The 13,864-nt window shown below is 69.6% G+C and carries 13 protein-coding genes and 2 pseudogenes; 11 read left to right on the forward strand and 4 right to left on the reverse strand.

Features of this window, described 5'->3' with window-relative positions; translation table 11 throughout:
• From FHR97_RS15595 to FHR97_RS15620, 6 genes are all read left to right on the forward strand, one after another.
• Positions 1-555, forward strand: a 555-nt coding sequence (locus tag FHR97_RS15595; RefSeq protein ID WP_246404086.1) for a pyruvate kinase, incomplete at its 5' end; no start/stop codon positions are given.
• Between the two features lie 98 nt (positions 556-653).
• Positions 654-1,388, forward strand: a complete 735-nt coding sequence (locus FHR97_RS15600; RefSeq protein ID WP_183384727.1) for a GntR family transcriptional regulator — start codon at positions 654-656, stop codon at positions 1,386-1,388.
• Between the two features lie 244 nt (positions 1,389-1,632).
• Complete coding sequence (gene modA / locus FHR97_RS15605) at positions 1,633-2,445, forward strand: molybdate ABC transporter substrate-binding protein (protein ID WP_246404091.1); 813 nt, start codon at positions 1,633-1,635, stop codon at positions 2,443-2,445.
• Complete coding sequence (modB, locus tag FHR97_RS15610; RefSeq protein ID WP_183384728.1) at positions 2,445-3,116, forward strand: molybdate ABC transporter permease subunit; 672 nt, start codon at positions 2,445-2,447, stop codon at positions 3,114-3,116. Before modA ends, modB begins: the two co-directional genes overlap by 1 nt.
• Entirely contained in the window at positions 3,106-4,251 is a 1,146-nt protein-coding gene (locus FHR97_RS15615; protein ID WP_183384729.1) for an ABC transporter ATP-binding protein, read from the forward strand. The genes modB and FHR97_RS15615 overlap by 11 nt, the downstream gene beginning before the upstream one ends.
• Positions 4,244-4,774, forward strand: a complete 531-nt coding sequence (locus FHR97_RS15620) for a DUF192 domain-containing protein (protein ID WP_183384832.1) — start codon at positions 4,244-4,246, stop codon at positions 4,772-4,774. The genes FHR97_RS15615 and FHR97_RS15620 overlap by 8 nt, the downstream gene beginning before the upstream one ends.
• Positions 4,775-4,778: 4 nt before the next feature.
• On the opposite strand, the gene FHR97_RS15625 is transcribed toward FHR97_RS15620, so the two are convergent.
• Positions 4,779-5,651, reverse strand: a complete 873-nt coding sequence (locus tag FHR97_RS15625; protein ID WP_183384730.1) for a DMT family transporter — start codon at positions 5,649-5,651, stop codon at positions 4,779-4,781.
• A 149-nt stretch (positions 5,652-5,800) separates the two neighbouring features.
• On the opposite strand from FHR97_RS15625, the gene FHR97_RS15630 reads away from it, so the two are divergent.
• Positions 5,801-6,889 carry a glycosyltransferase gene (locus FHR97_RS15630; RefSeq protein ID WP_183384731.1) on the forward strand — a complete coding sequence of 363 codons (1,089 nt, stop codon included), beginning with the start codon at positions 5,801-5,803 and terminating at the stop codon, positions 6,887-6,889.
• Positions 6,890-6,983: 94 nt separating this feature from the next.
• Here FHR97_RS15630 and FHR97_RS15635 read toward each other — a convergent pair whose 3' ends face one another.
• Entirely contained in the window at positions 6,984-7,748 is a 765-nt protein-coding gene (locus FHR97_RS15635) for an outer membrane protein OmpK (RefSeq protein ID WP_183384732.1), read from the reverse strand.
• Positions 7,749-8,036: 288 nt separating this feature from the next.
• On the opposite strand from FHR97_RS15635, the pseudogene FHR97_RS20750 reads away from it, so the two are divergent.
• Both FHR97_RS20750 and FHR97_RS15645 read left to right on the forward strand, forming a co-directional pair.
• Positions 8,037-8,183 (forward strand): annotated as a pseudogene (locus tag FHR97_RS20750) (C4-dicarboxylate ABC transporter); the annotation flags it as partial.
• A gap of 103 nt (positions 8,184-8,286) precedes the next feature.
• Positions 8,287-9,387: pseudogene (locus FHR97_RS15645) on the forward strand (TRAP transporter large permease); the annotation flags it as partial.
• Between the two features lie 83 nt (positions 9,388-9,470).
• On the opposite strand, the gene FHR97_RS15650 reads toward FHR97_RS15645, so the two are convergent.
• Entirely contained in the window at positions 9,471-10,007 is a 537-nt protein-coding gene (locus tag FHR97_RS15650) for a macro domain-containing protein (RefSeq protein ID WP_183384733.1), read from the reverse strand.
• A gap of 37 nt (positions 10,008-10,044) precedes the next feature.
• Positions 10,045-10,869, reverse strand: coding sequence for a carbon-nitrogen hydrolase family protein (locus tag FHR97_RS15655; RefSeq protein ID WP_183384734.1), 825 nt, complete (start codon positions 10,867-10,869; stop codon positions 10,045-10,047).
• 319 nt (positions 10,870-11,188) lie between these two features.
• On the opposite strand from FHR97_RS15655, the gene FHR97_RS15660 reads away from it, so the two are divergent.
• Together FHR97_RS15660 and FHR97_RS15665 are read left to right on the forward strand one after the other, a co-directional pair.
• On the forward strand, positions 11,189-12,577 hold the full coding sequence (locus FHR97_RS15660) for a KamA family radical SAM protein (protein ID WP_183384735.1): 1,389 nt from the start codon (positions 11,189-11,191) through the stop codon (positions 12,575-12,577).
• 240 nt (positions 12,578-12,817) lie between these two features.
• Entirely contained in the window at positions 12,818-13,792 is a 975-nt protein-coding gene (locus FHR97_RS15665; RefSeq protein WP_183384736.1) for a TAXI family TRAP transporter solute-binding subunit, read from the forward strand.
• Positions 13,793-13,864: the final 72 nt, after the last annotated feature.

Raw genomic sequence — 13,864 nt, forward strand, 5'->3', positions numbered from 1 at the left:
GTGGCCAACGCCGTGCTCGACGCCACCGACGCGGTGATGCTCTCCGCCGAGACCGCCGCCGGCGACTTCCCGGTGGAGACCGTGGAGGCCATGGCCCGGGTCTGCCTGGGCGCCGAGCGCGAGCGCAGTGCCCAGGAATCCGGCCACCGCATCCACGAGGGCTTTTCACAGATCGACGAGACCATCGCCCTGTCGGCGATGTACGCCGCCAACCACCTGGAAGGGGTGGCCGCCATCGCCTGCATGACCGCCACCGGCTACACGCCGCTGATCGCCTCGCGGATCCGCTCGGGGCTTCCGATCGTCGGGCTGGCCCACAACCCCGTCGCCCAGCGGCGCATGGCGCTGTACCGGGGGGTGACCTCGTTGCCCTTCGACACCAGCGAGATGAGCGCCACCGAACTCAACGATCGGGCCCTGGCCCTGCTGGTGGCTCGGGGTATCGCCGAGCCGGGGGACCACATCATCCTGACCCGCGGCGACCACATGAATGCCCACGGTGGCACCAACACCCTGAAGATCCTGGATGTGACGACCGAGCACCAGGATCGCTGAGGGGAGGGCAGCTTCTTGTATACAAAATATCGCCATGGTGTGGTCAGACGGCGTTAAAAATGCGATGGTTCCCCCAGGACCATGCGGAGAGACATACCATGAACAATGCCTGGCACACGGAGATGCTGGCCGAGGGACGCGTCGGCGACCGTCGCATCGGCGACCGGGATATCGTCGACAAGGTACGCCGGGCGGTGCTGATGCAGCGCCTGCCCCCGGGCACCAAGCTGCCCGAGGTGACCCTGGGGGAGGTCTTCGGTGTCAGCCGGTCGGTGGTGCGCAAGGCCCTGACTCGCCTGGCGTCCGAGCACGTCATCGACCAGCGGCCCAACCAGGTGGCCCGGGTCCGCGCCCCGAGCATCGAGGAGACCCGCGAGACCTTCGATGCGCGGCGCCTGGTCGAGGGCGAGGTGGTCGCCCTGCTGGCCGGCCGACTCCCGGCCGAGCCCATGGCCGCCCTGGCCGAACAGGTGCGCGGCGAGGTCGCGGCCTTCGAGCGGGGGGATGAGCCGGCGCGTATCGAGCATTCCCTGACCCTGCACCACCTGTTGGCCGAGCATTCGCCCAACCGCGTACTGGGCGCAATGCTCACCGACCTGGTGCTGCGCACCTCCATCGTCATCGCCCTCTACAAGCGCGCGGGCCTGGCCTCCTGCTATCTCGCGGGGGATCATTCCCGCCTGCTGGCCCACCTGGAGGCCGGGGACGCCGAGGCGGCCCGCGGCGATATCCACGACCACCTGAATGGCCTCGAGGCACTGCTCGACCTGAGCCCCCGGGAGGCCCGCATCGACCTCAAGTCGATCCTCGGTCGTGCCCCCGAACAGGCCTGATCCACGTCAGCTCGGTGCCGGCTTCCCCGGCCGGCGCCTTTACCGTCCGTCGCGTCTGGATGACAATGCTGCCGAATCGTCCGGCCCGGCCGCCTGCTCGGCATGCCATGGCGCCTCGTCCGTCCCGTGACCGGATCGTCGGGTCGGGGAGGTCATCCGGCAGCGGGCAGGCCGTGTCGGCCGCCTTGACGATGCCGACCGTCCGGTCGGCACTTGACGGCACGTCATTCGAGAGGCTCGAACCATGATGCATCCCCGACGCTGGGCGGTCCGCCTGGCCCTGCTCCTGCTGCCCTGGCTGGCCCCCCTGGTGCAGGCCATGGAGGTGCCCAGCGTGGCGGCGGCCTCGTCGCTGCAGTTCGTGTTCCCCGAGCTCGTCGCGGCCTACCGCGACGAGACCGGCAACGATGTCCGGGTCAACTTCGGTGCCTCGGGCAACCTGAGTCGCCAGATCCTGCAGCATGCTCCCTTCGAGCTGTTCCTCTCGGCGGACGAGGCGAACGTGCGCGTGCTCGAGGAGGCGGGCCTCACCGAGGGGACGAGCCGGGTCTATGCCGTGGGACGGCTGGTCTGGTTGCAGGCCAGGGGACGTGGCGCGTTGCCCTCGGCCGATGAGCCGCTGGCGGCGGTGCGACAGGCGCTTGCCGCCCTCGAGGACGGCGAGGGTCGGCCGCGGCTGGCCCTGGCCAATCCCGAGCATGCCCCCTATGGCGTGGCGGCCCGCCAGGCGCTGAGCCATGCCGGCCTCTGGGCGCCGACGGCGAGGCTGCGGGTGCAGGGCGAGAACGTCTCCCAGGCGGCCCGCTTCGCCCTGGCCGACGAGGCCCGGGGCGGGCTGGTGGCCTACTCCCTGGCGCTGGCCCCGACGGTGGCCGAGCAGGCCGAGCATGTCCTGATTCCCGCCGACTGGCACGCGCCGCTGGTGCAGCGCATGGCCCTGCTCGACGGGGCCGGGGAGGGGGCGCGGGCCTTCCATGCCTGGCTCCAGGGGGAGCAGGCGCGGGCGATCCTGGAGCGCCGTGGCTTCCAGCCGCCCACGCAGGATGACGGCTCCTGATGGATTGGCCGGCGCTGGGGGTCTCGCTGCGCCTGGCGGCGTTGACCAGCCTGCTGCTGATCCCGCTGGGCCTGTGGCTGGGGCGCACCCTGGCGCTGGCCCGCTTTCGCGCCCGTCCCCTCTGCGAGGCCCTGGTGGCGTTGCCGCTGGTGATGCCGCCGACGGTACTGGGCTTCTACCTGATGCAGGGCTTCGGCCGCGAGGCCCCCTTCGGTGCCTTCTGGGCCTCGCTCACCGGCACGACCCTCAACTTCACCTTCAGTGGCATCCTGCTCGCCTCCCTGGTGGCCAACCTGCCCTTCGCCGTGCAGCCCATCCAGCGGGCCTTCGAGGGCATTCCTGGCAACCTGCGCGAGGCCGCCTGGTGCTGTGGCCTCTCTCCCTGGCAGACCCTGTGGCGCATCGAGCTGCCGCTGGCGTGGCCCGGGCTGGTCTCGGCGCTGGCGCTGACCTTTGCCCATACCCTGGGGGAGTTCGGGGTGATCCTGATGGTGGGGGGGGCCATCGATGGCGAGACCCGGACGCTCGCCATCGCCATCTACGACCGCGTCCAGGCCTTCGACGAGCAGGGGGCGGCACTGATGTCGGCCATGCTGCTGCTGGTGTCCTTCGTGACCATCGGCGTGGTCTACGGGCTGAGCGGGCGCAGCAGGAGGCGGCATGGACGCTGAGACCGGCGAGCTGTCGGTGCGGGTCGCCCAGGCGGGGCCGATCCCGCTCGACGCCGCCTTCCGCTGTGCCCCCGGTGAGCTGCTGGCCCTGGTGGGGCCCTCGGGCAGCGGCAAGACGACGCTGCTGCGGGCCATCGCCGGTCTCTACCGGCCGGCCGAGGGCGATATCCGCTGTGCCGGCGAGACCTGGTTCGCCTCGGCCCGCCAGCGCTGGACGCGACCGCAGCAGCGCCGGGTGGGGCTGGTGTTCCAGGACTATGCGCTCTTTCCCCATCTCGACGCCCGGGCCAACGTCATGGTGGCGCTCGGTCAGCTGCCCGCCGCCGAGCGTCGCCCGGTCGCGGAGGCCTGGCTGGCGCGGGTGCGCCTGGAGGGGCTGGGCGGCCGCCTGCCCGGCGAGCTGTCCGGCGGCCAGCGCCAGCGTGTCGCCCTGGCCCGGGCGCTGGCCCGCCAGCCGCGCGTCCTGTTGCTCGACGAGCCCTTCTCGGCGGTGGACCAGGTCACGCGGCGGCGCCTGCAGCGGGAGCTGGCGCTGCTGCGCGAGGAGATCCACATTCCCATCGTGCTGGTCACCCACGACCTCGACGAGGCCGCCGCCCTGGCCGACCGGCTGTGCGTGCTGCATGCCGGTCGCAGCCTGCAGCAGGCCCCCGCCGAGGCGCTGTTCCGGCGGCCGGCCTCCCCCGAGGTGGCGCGCCTGCTGGATCGCCACAACGTCTTCGCCGGCACCGTGGTGGCGGACGAGGCGGGCCGGCGACGGCTGCAGTGGGGCCCCTGGCGGCTCGAGGTGGCCGAGGGGCTGGAAGGGCTGCCCCCGGGGCGGCGCCTGGCCTGGTACCTGCCGAATTCCGACATCGTCCTGCATCGACGGGGCCGGCCGTCCCGCGGGGAGCGGGAGAACCCGGTCACCGGACGGGTCAGCGAGATGGCGGTCCTGGGGGGCATGGCGTCCGTGGCACTGGCCTTCGATCACTGCGACGATACCCTGCGTTTCGAGATCGCCACCCATGCCGCTCGCCGCAACGGCCTGGCCCGGGGCGAGACCGTGACCGTTTCGCTGCTGGCCTCCGGTATCCACCTGATGCCGCAGGTCGCCCAGCCCAGAAAGGAGCCCGCCCGTGCCCGAGATGCCTGATCCGACCCGCCGTCGCCTGCTGCAGGCGCTGCTGCTGTTGCCCACCGTGTCGCTCTGGGGGGCGCCGGCCCTGGCCCAGGAGCCGCGCCTGCCCAGGGTGTCGGTGACCCTGCATGGGGAGGCGGGTCCGCTTCGCCTGAGGGCGGAGGTGGCACGCAGCCTCGCCGAGCGCGGCCGGGGCCTGATGGGGCGCGAGCACCTGCCCCCCGACGCCGGCATGCTGTTCCTCTACGAGCGGACCCAGCCCTCGCGCAACGGCTTCTGGATGTATCGCACCCGCATCCCGCTGGATATCGCCTTCATCGACGAGACCGGGCGGATCCTCGAGATCCACCGCATGGACCCCTGCACGGCCGACGCGGCCCGGGACTGTCCGGTGACCCGGCCGGCCACCGCCTATCGGGCCGCCCTGGAGGTCAATGCCGGCTACTTCGAGGAGAAGGGCGTCGGGCCGGGTGACTGTGTCAGCTGGCCCGGCGATGGCGGGGAGTGTCGCCGGGCGAGCATGGCGGCGGATGGCTGAGCGATCAGGAGGTGGCCTCGGCGGGGGCCTTCCGGCCGCCCAGGCGCAGCACGATCAAGCCGATGCCGGCCACCACCAGCCCGCCGCCGATCAGCTTGTGCGGCCCCAGGCCATCGCCGAGCAGCACGACCCCGAGGCCCACCGCCAGCACCGGTACCAGCAGCACCATGGGCACCACCCGGTTGACCGGGTGGCGGCGCAGCAGGCCGTACCAGACGCCGTAGGCGAGGATCGACGACATCACCGCCGTGTAGAAGACCGCGCCCCAGGCGGCCCAGCCGGCGTCGGCCAGGGCGTCGATCTGGCCCTGCTCGAACCACCAGGAGCCCAGCGCCACCTGGGGCGTGGCGAACAGCGCCACCCAGCCCGCCAGTGCCATCGGCGGGACGTTGGGGCCCTGCTTGATCAACAGCTGGGAGATGGCCCAGCCCAGGGCGCTCACCAGCAGCAGCGCGGTGGGCAGCGGCGCCGGCAGCGTCGGGCCGCCGGCCAGCACGACGATGCCGGCGAAGGACAGGACCAGGCCGGCCAGTCGGCGCGGGCCCAGCCGCTCCTTGAGGAAGAGCACCGCCAGCAGGGTGGCGAAGGGCGTGCCCATCTGGACCAGCAGCGCCCCCGTCCCGGCCTCGGCCTGCTCCAGACCGATGAACAGCATGGCGAAGTGCAGGGTGCCGAAGGTCAACGACAGCAGCGCCAGGAAGGGCAGCTGGTGGCGGGCCACCGGGTGGAAGGGCACCAGCAGCGCGGCCACCAGCACAAAGCGCAGGGTGGTCAGCAGCAGTGGCGGCAGCTCCGCCACGCCGAGCTTGATGACGATGATGTTCAGCGCCCAGATGGCGACGACGCCGAGGCCCAGGGCCAGGTCCCGTAATGGCAAGACTCATCCTTGATCGATGGCGAGAAGAGGGCGCCAGCATAGCAAAAGATGGCCCTCGGTTGCCGCGTGGCTTCCGGGGTCGCCGCGGGCAGATCACCGTCGGGCCGGTTACCATGGGGCCCGTGGCATGAGCTAAGGAGTGGTGTGGGATGCAAAGAGTGCTTTTCGTGATCGATCAGCTGGCCAGTGGCGGGGCGCCTCGCTCCGTGCTCAAGCTGACCCGGGCCATGCTGGCCCAGGGCGTGTCGGTCACCCTGGTCGCCCTGTCCGAGCGCCTGGGCCTGGACGTGCCCGAGGGCGCCGAGGTCAGGGTGGTGCCCTTCACGCCACGCGGGCGGCGCGAGAAGCTGCATCGCTACCGGCTGCATGCGCGCCGGCTGGATGCCTTCCTCGCCGAGCACCCGGCGTCCTTCGACCTGGTGGTGGCCAACCTGCACCAGGCCCATCAGGTCGTCAGCCGTTCCTGCCTGGCGGATCGGGCCTGGCTGTGCATTCGCTCCGACCCTCGCCAGGAACTGCTCTCCAACAAGCAGGGCTGGCGGCGACGGATCAAGCGTCGCAAGGTGTGCCGGCTGTACGGGGACAAGCGCCTGATCGTGCTCTCGGAGACCAATCGCCAGTCCCTGGCCTCGATCGGCTGCCGCCCGCGGGAGGTTCGGGTGATTCCCAATGTCATGGAACTGGAGCGCCTGCAGGTCATGATGCGGGACCCCATCGCCGAGCCGGAATGGGCCGGGCGGGACTTCTGTCTCTACGTGGGCCGGCTGGCCATGACGCAGAAACGCCTCGACCGGCTGCTGAGAGGCTACCTGGCAAGCGGTACCGACCTGCCGCTGGTGCTCATCGGCGATGGCGACCGGGCGAGCGTCGAGCGCGAGATCCACGCCCTGAACCTCGAGGACCGCGTCACCCTGCTGGGTGCGCGTGACAATCCCTACCCCTACATGCGCCGGGCGCGGCTGCTGATGCTGTCCTCCGACTACGAGGGCCTGCCCAACGTGCTGCTGGAGGCCCTGGCCTGCGGGACCCCCGTGGTCAGCACCGACTGTCTCTCGGGGCCGTCGGACATCCTGCAGGGCGAGCTCAGGCGCGGACTGGTGCCCCTCGACGATGTCGAGGCCTTCGGCGCCGCGATGAGCGACCTGCTGGCCGATCCCCCGGCCATCCCGGCGGCGCTCATCGAGCCCTATACACCCGCGAGCATCGTGGCGCGCTACCGCGCCCTGGGCGACGACTGACACGAGGGCCGCGAGCCGGGTCGGCGGCGGGGCATTCAGGGCTAACCGAGAGGGGCGGCCTCGGCCGCCCCTCTCGCGTGTCGACGCGTGTCGATCAGAAGGTCCAGCGCACCATGGCCTGGGGGAACGACTCGTCGGTGTCCTCGAGGCCGAACTTGTTCTCCCAGTGCTGGTACTCCAGGCCGACGCCGAGGTTGCCGGTGGCGTGCCAGACCAGCTGGGGCTGGGTCAGCAGCTGGGCCTCCAGCTCGCCCTCCTCGGTGATGTAGTCGACGAAGCCCTCGAAGGAGAAGTCCGCCCCGCCGAGCTGGAAGGGCAGGTTCCAGGCCGCGGTGTACTGCACCGAGCTGCCGTCGGCGGCCTCGCTCTCGTCGTTGCGATACATCGCGTAGACCTTGAGGAAACGGAAGCCGGGCACCGCCAGGTCGGCGGAGAGGCCCGCCAGGTGGGTGGTCTTGCGGGTCGCCGAGTTGCGGTCCAGATCCAGCTGGCCGGTCACGTAGAGGCCGGTCACCGGGCCGACGGCGAGATCGAGACCGGTGGCCTTGCCGATATTGCCCCGGAGGTTCCACTCGGCATGGGTGCTGCCGAAGTCCTGCTCGTCCTCGTGGCCCTGATCCAGGTTGGTGAAGTCGGCGAAGAAGAAGCTGTCGCCATAGGTCCAGCCCGTCGCATTGGCGACGGTGAGGATGGCGTGCTCCTCGGTGTCGATGGGGAAGCCGGCGCCGGCCTCGGCCTCGTAGTCCCAGCCGTAGAGCGCCTCGACCTTGGTGGTGCTGTAGAGGGCGGCGCTGGCGCCCTGGCCGAGGAGCAGGGACGTGGCGGCGGTGGCGAGGACGAGCGTGGTCTTGGTGCGCATCATGTTCTCCGATGTTGTTGTCGTTGGAGGCGGCCGATGCCCTGAGGCTCGCCCGGTCGCGGCGCGGGACCGGGCGGTGGTGCACCAGGTTTGTACACAACAGGTACTGTCGAGTGTTCCCATTTTCATCGGCCGTACACATTTATAGAATCTGTTGTGCACTCTTTCAATGATTATTTGTATACACTGGTGGGGAGGCAATGGCGCCAGCCGGGACGGGGCGCCGCTACGCTTGTGGAGGCCGGTGCCGCCCTGCTGACCTCGGTCCTGACGGCCCAGGCCGGCGAGATGATCTTCTCCGCCATCGAGGACAAGGGCGTGGTGCCCCTGGCCTGGGGCGAGAACGGCTTCCGCCAGATCTCCAATTCCCGCGGTGACATCGAGGAGCCGGCCGACCTCGAGGGGCTGAAGATCCGGGTGGTGGGCTCGCCGCTCTTCCAGGACACCTTCACCGCCCTGGGCGCCAATCCCACCCAGATGAGCTGGGCCGACGCCAAGCCGGCGCCTGACCACCGGCGCCGTGGACGGCCAGGAGAACCCGCTGTTCATCCTCACCGGGCTGATCTTCGAGCGTGCCGGGGTGGCGGCGCTTGGTGCGCTTCGCCCAGGCGCTGATCGGCCCGCGCCACGGCGGCCTGGCGCTGGTGGCGGTGCTGGTGTGCATGATCATGGGCGGCATGAGCGGCTCCGGCCCCGCCGATGCGGCGGCCGTGGCCATGGTCATGCTGCCGAGCATGACCCGGGCCGGCTATCCGAGGCCCTTCTCGGTGACGCTGATCGCGGCCTCGGCCTCCACGGCGATCCTGATCCCGCCCTCGGTGGCGCTGATCCTGTATTCCATCGTGGTGCCGGGGGTGGACCTGCGGGCGCTGTTCGCCGCCGGCCTGTTCCCGGGGATGCTGGCGGGGGCGGCGCTGCTGGTGCCGGCCTGGTGGCTGTCGCGACACCATCGCTGGGAGGCCCCGGAGGACGTCGCCCGCCGCTCGGGGCGAGCTTCCGCCAGGCCATCCCGGCGCTGTTCGCTCCGGTGCTGATCCTCGGCGGGCTGCGCAGCGGGCTCTTCACGCCCACCGAGGCGGCGGTGGTGGCGGTGACCTATGGCGTGGTCGTGGGCCTGTGGCTGACCCGCGAGCTCGGCTGGCGCGACCTCTGGCGGCTGTTCGGCGAGGCGGCGGTGATTTCCGGCGTGGTGATGCTGATCATCTCGCTGGCCGGCATCTTCGCCTGGGCCGGCACCATGCTGGGCACCTTCCGCCATCTGGCCGAGGGGGTGATCGGGCTGTCCGACGACGGCACCCTGCTGCTGATCATGCTGGCGGTGCTGGTGGCCGGCATGCTGCTCGACGCCATCTCCATCTACCTGATCATGATGCCGATCCTGGTGCCGGTGATGCAGCACTTCGGCTGGAATCCCGTCTGGTTCGGCATCCTGATGGCGATGAACATCGCCATCGGCCAATTCACGCCGCCGGTGGCGGTCAACCTGATGGTCACCACCGAGGTGGCTCGGGTCCGCCTGGAGCAGACCCTGGGTTGGGCGCTGGTATTCGTGGTCGCCATGGCCGCGGCCCTGGCCCTGGTGGTGGCCTTCCCGGCCATCGCCCTGTGGTTGCCCGGGGCACTCGGCTATAACGTCTAGCCGTGGGGCAGGGCGTCGCGCCTCCCGAGCGCCGCCTGAGCACCGGGTCGAACGCAGCGGCGAGGCGATCCGGCGGCTCGGCGCTAGCCGGCGCCGTCCTCCAGACTGGCCAGGGTACGCCGGTGCAGGTCGGCGCTCTCGGCATCGAAGAGCACGAAGCGCACCCGGCGCACCGAGGGACAATCGGGCAGGGTGTCCATCACCGTGGCCAGTGCGATGCGGGCGGCCTCCGCGGCCGGATAGCCGAAGGCGCCGGTGGAGAGGGCCGGAAAGGCGAGGCTCTCGATGCCGTGCTGCTCCGCCAGTTGCAGGGCATGGCGATAGCAGGCGGCGAGCAGTTCGTCGGAGGGCTCGTCGACGCCGTAGACCGGGCCGAGGCAGTGGATCACATAGCGATTGGGCAGGCCGAAGGCCTCGGTGAGCACCGCCTGCCCCGGGTGGAGGGGGGCCAGGGGGCGGCCCGCTTCGGCCAGCTCGGGACCGGCGGCCCGGTGCAGGGCACCGGCCACGCCGCCGCCAGTGCGCAGCTGGGCGTTGGCCGCGTTGACCACGGCGACCATGTCGTCCTGGCGGGCGATATCGCCCTGGCGGCATTCGATGTGGGACGAGGATGCGTTCATCTCGGTCTCCTCGAGAATTCGCTCATGGGACAATCAGTCAGTCTGGTGTCCAGGGCCGCAGGGAGGCAAGGTCGTCACGGCGATCCTGGCCCAGGGGCAGCCGCGTGCGGGCATCCCTCAGGGCCGTGCGGTCCAGGTGCAGCCAGCGCAGCGTTTCCTCGGCGCCGAGCGTCGTGACCGGGTGCTCCTCGTCGACCAGCGGCGGGCAGAGGAGGGAGTGTCCCCACGCCTCGCCGGCCCGGTTCAGGCTCAGCCAGTAGCACTGGTTCTCCATGGCCCGGGCGATGACGAAGGCGTGCCAGCTGACGAAGGAGAAGTCGCGGGTGAAGGCCACGGGGTGCAGCATCAACTCGACCCCGAGCTCGGCCATCCGCCGGGCGAGCTCGGGGAAGCGCAGGTCGTAGCAGATCATCACGCCCAGGCGCCATCCGGCGATCTCGGTGACCAGCAGGTGCTCGCCCGGAGTGAAGTGGGCGGCCTCCGCCGAGGCGCCGAATTGGGCGCAGTGCAGCTTGTCGTAGACGCCGGCGAGTTCCCCGTCGGGACCCAGCAGCAGCTGGCTGATGTGGTGACGCCCACCGTCCCGCCGCGCCACGCCCACGGCGATATGGCAGCCGAGCTCGCGGGCCAGTTCGGCGAAGGTCCCGGCCACCGGTCCCCGCCCGTCATCGTCGAGGTCGCGCAGGCAGGCGAAGGCGCCGTTGCCGTATTCCTGGGCGGCGAGCTCCGGCAGCACGATCAGGTCCGGTACCCGCTCCCGGCAGGCCTCCCGCAGGCGGCGGCACAGGGCGCGCAGGTGGCGGAGCTGATCGCCGCGACAGCGGGTGCGGGGAATGGCGATCTGGCAGGCGAGCAGGTTCATGACGGCTCCTCCGGCGACACGGGTCCGACAGGATGTCCTTCCAGCGTATCGTGGTTTGCGCCGGCGCGGGGGCCTCGAGCCCCTCACGGCCTCGGGCGCGGCTCGCCCGGGGCCTCCCGGCCGCGATGCACATGAACGGTTAGTTGCGAAATGGCGATGTTTTCGAGACATTCGTTGCAATTGTGCGCGAATACTTGCAAGCCCTCCTCTTGCGCTGTACCACTACCAGCCCCTTGCCCAGGCCACGGCACGCCCCCGTGATGGGGCACCGATGGGATGCGTCCCGCGCCGGCCGTGACAGAACAACGGAGGAGATGGCATGAATCAGCGTGTGACCCTGGAACTCGGCGATCCCCGTGCCGAAGCCTTCGAGGCCCGGCAGTTCAAGGTCTATACCCATCGCCAGCTCGACAGGATCGAGGCGCTCGAGCAGCTGCCCGAGGCGCTGCGCTTCGACATGCGGGTGGTCAGCCAGGTGCTGCCGTTTCGCGTCAACGAATACGTGATCGATGAGCTGATCGACTGGGAGAGGGTGCCCGACGACCCGGTCTTCCAGCTCACCTTTCCCCAGCGCGGCATGCTCAAGCCGGCGCATTTCGACGAGGTCGCCGCGCTGATGGCCCGGGAGGCCCCCGCCGACGAGATGAAGCCGGTGATCGAGCGGATCCGCGTGGAACTCAATCCCCACCCGGCTGGCCAGATGGATCTCAACCTGCCGCTGCTCGACGGCGAGCCGTTGCCGGGCATGCAGCACAAGTACCGCGAGACGGTGCTGTTCTTCCCCAGCCAGGGGCAGGTCTGCCACAGCTACTGCACCTTCTGCTTCCGCTGGGCGCAGTTCGTCGGCGACAAGGACCTCAAGTTCGCTTCCAGTGAGGCCGGCTCGCTGCATCGTTACCTGGCCGAGCACCCCGAGGTCACCGACCTCCTGATGACCGGCGGCGATCCCATGGTGATGAAGGCCAAGCACCTGCGCCAGTACCTGGAAGGCCTGATGGCGCCCGAGCTGGATCATGTGCAGGATATCCGCATCGGCACCAAGAGCCTGACCTTCTGGCCCTATCGCTTCGTCACCGACCCCGATGCCGAGGATATCCTGCAGCTGTTCGGGGAATTGGTGGCTGCCGGCAAGCATGTCGCCTTCATGGCGCACTTCAACCACTGGCGCGAGATGGACACGCCCATCTGCCGTGAGGCGATCCGCCGCATCCGCGCCACCGGGGCCGAGATCCGCACCCAGGCCCCCTTGCTCCGCCATATCAATGACGATGCCGAACAGTGGGCGAGGATGTGGACCACCCAGGTGCGCCTGGGGATGATCCCCTACTACATGTTCGTGGAGCGCGATACCGGTGCCCGTCACTACTTCGAGGTGCCGCTGGTGCGTGCCTGGGAGATCTATCGCGAGGCGATGAAGCGGGTGCCGGGCCTGGCGCGGACCGCCCGCGGGCCTTCCATGTCGGCCGACCCCGGCAAGGTGGAGATCCAGGGGGTGACGGAAATCAAGGGCGAGAAGGTGTTCGTGCTGCGTTTCATCCAGGGCCGCGACGCGGACTGGGTGCAGCGGCCGTTCTTCGCCAGGTACGACGAGAACGCCACCTGGCTCAACCACCTCACGCCTGCGCTGGGCGAGAGCGAGTTCTTCTATGAAGCCGACTTCGCCGCCATGAAGCAGGCCAAGCAGGCGCTGATCACCAAGGCCTCCTGAGGCCCTTCGCGGCGACCGATTCTCCCGGGCCCGGCCGACACGCCGGGCCCGGGCCGTCTGGGCGGCGGGAAAATTAACGAGCCCTAAACGTTGGCGGCAACTAGACTGACACGGAAAGAAAAATTCCTCATCAGACAGCCGTTTCTTAGCTAAAGTAGGAAAGTACGGTTCGGCCCCAGGCGGTCGCTGACGATGGACCGTCGACCGAACGCCATGCCCATCATGTCAAGAGGTGTGTCAATGAAACGCCATGCTTTCTCCGCTGCCGCCTTCTCCGGGGCACTGCTCGGCGCCGCGGTGTTCTCCACGCCGGCCGTGGCTCAGGAGCAGTTCATCACCATCGGTACCGGCGGCCAGACCGGGGTCTACTACGTGGTCGGCCAGTCGGTCTGCCGCCTGGTCAACCGTCTCGAGGATGTCGATATCAAGTGCAACGCACCGTCCACCGGCGGTTCCGTGGCCAACATCAACGGCATCAAGTCCGGCGAGCTGGACATGGGCGTGGTGCAGTCCGACGTGCAGTACCAGGCCTACAACGGCACCGGCAACTTCGAGGGTGACGCCTACGAGGAACTGCGTGCCGTCTTCCGCGTGCACGGCGAGCCGTTGACCCTGCTGGCCCGTGCCGATTCCGGTATCGAGACCCTCGACGACCTGGAAGGCAAGCGCGTCAACATCGGCAACCCGGGCTCCGGCCAGCGCAACACCATGGAAGTGGTCATGGACGCCAAGGGCTGGACCGAGGACACCTTCTCGCTGGCCTCCCAGCTGGATGCCGCCGAGCAGGCCGCGGCGCTCGCCGACAACAACGTCGATGCCATGGTCTACGTGGTGGGCCATCCCAACGGCTCCATCCAGGAGGCCACCACCACCGTCGATGCCCGGCTGATTCCGCTGAATGGCGAGGCCATCGACGGCATCGTCGAGGAGCATCCCTACTATTCCAAGTCGGTCATCCCCGGCGGTCTCTACAAGGGCAATCCGGATGACGTCGAGACCTTCGGTGTCGCCGCGACCTTCGTCACCGATGCCGATACCGACGAGGAGGTGGTCTACCAGACCGTCAAGGCGATCTTCGACAACTTCGATCGCTTCAAGCGCCTGCACCCGGCCTTCGAGAACCTCGATCCGCAGGAGATGGTGACCGCCGGGCTGTCCGCCCCGCTTCACGAGGGGGCCGCGCGCTACTATCGCGAACAGGGCTGGATCGAGTGATCGTCGACGCCTGAGATCACTGCATATTCGCTGAATGATGCGCGGCCCTCGCCGAGGGCCGCGCATTGCGTT

Source organism: Halomonas stenophila (assembly GCF_014192275.1).
GTDB classification, from domain to species: Bacteria; Pseudomonadota; Gammaproteobacteria; order Pseudomonadales; family Halomonadaceae; genus Halomonas; species Halomonas stenophila.

Excerpts from the sequence above, each read along its gene's own strand:
- FHR97_RS15630 (WP_183384731.1), top strand. The coding sequence starts at position 5,801 with ATGCAAAGAGTGCTTTTCGTGATCGATCAGCTGGCCAGTGGCGGGGCG.
- FHR97_RS15655 (WP_183384734.1), bottom strand. The coding sequence starts at position 10,869 with ATGAACCTGCTCGCCTGCCAGATCGCCATTCCCCGCACCCGCTGTCGC.
- FHR97_RS15600 (WP_183384727.1), top strand. The coding sequence starts at position 654 with ATGAACAATGCCTGGCACACGGAGATGCTGGCCGAGGGACGCGTCGGC.
- modB (WP_183384728.1), top strand. The coding sequence starts at position 2,445 with ATGGATTGGCCGGCGCTGGGGGTCTCGCTGCGCCTGGCGGCGTTGACC.
- FHR97_RS15615 (WP_183384729.1), top strand. The coding sequence starts at position 3,106 with ATGGACGCTGAGACCGGCGAGCTGTCGGTGCGGGTCGCCCAGGCGGGG.
- FHR97_RS15660 (WP_183384735.1), top strand. The coding sequence starts at position 11,189 with ATGAATCAGCGTGTGACCCTGGAACTCGGCGATCCCCGTGCCGAAGCC.
- FHR97_RS15620 (WP_183384832.1), top strand. The coding sequence starts at position 4,244 with ATGCCTGATCCGACCCGCCGTCGCCTGCTGCAGGCGCTGCTGCTGTTG.
- FHR97_RS15665 (WP_183384736.1), top strand. The coding sequence starts at position 12,818 with ATGAAACGCCATGCTTTCTCCGCTGCCGCCTTCTCCGGGGCACTGCTC.
- FHR97_RS15635 (WP_183384732.1), bottom strand. The coding sequence starts at position 7,748 with ATGCGCACCAAGACCACGCTCGTCCTCGCCACCGCCGCCACGTCCCTG.
- FHR97_RS15650 (WP_183384733.1), bottom strand. The coding sequence starts at position 10,007 with ATGAACGCATCCTCGTCCCACATCGAATGCCGCCAGGGCGATATCGCC.
- modA (WP_246404091.1), top strand. The coding sequence starts at position 1,633 with ATGATGCATCCCCGACGCTGGGCGGTCCGCCTGGCCCTGCTCCTGCTG.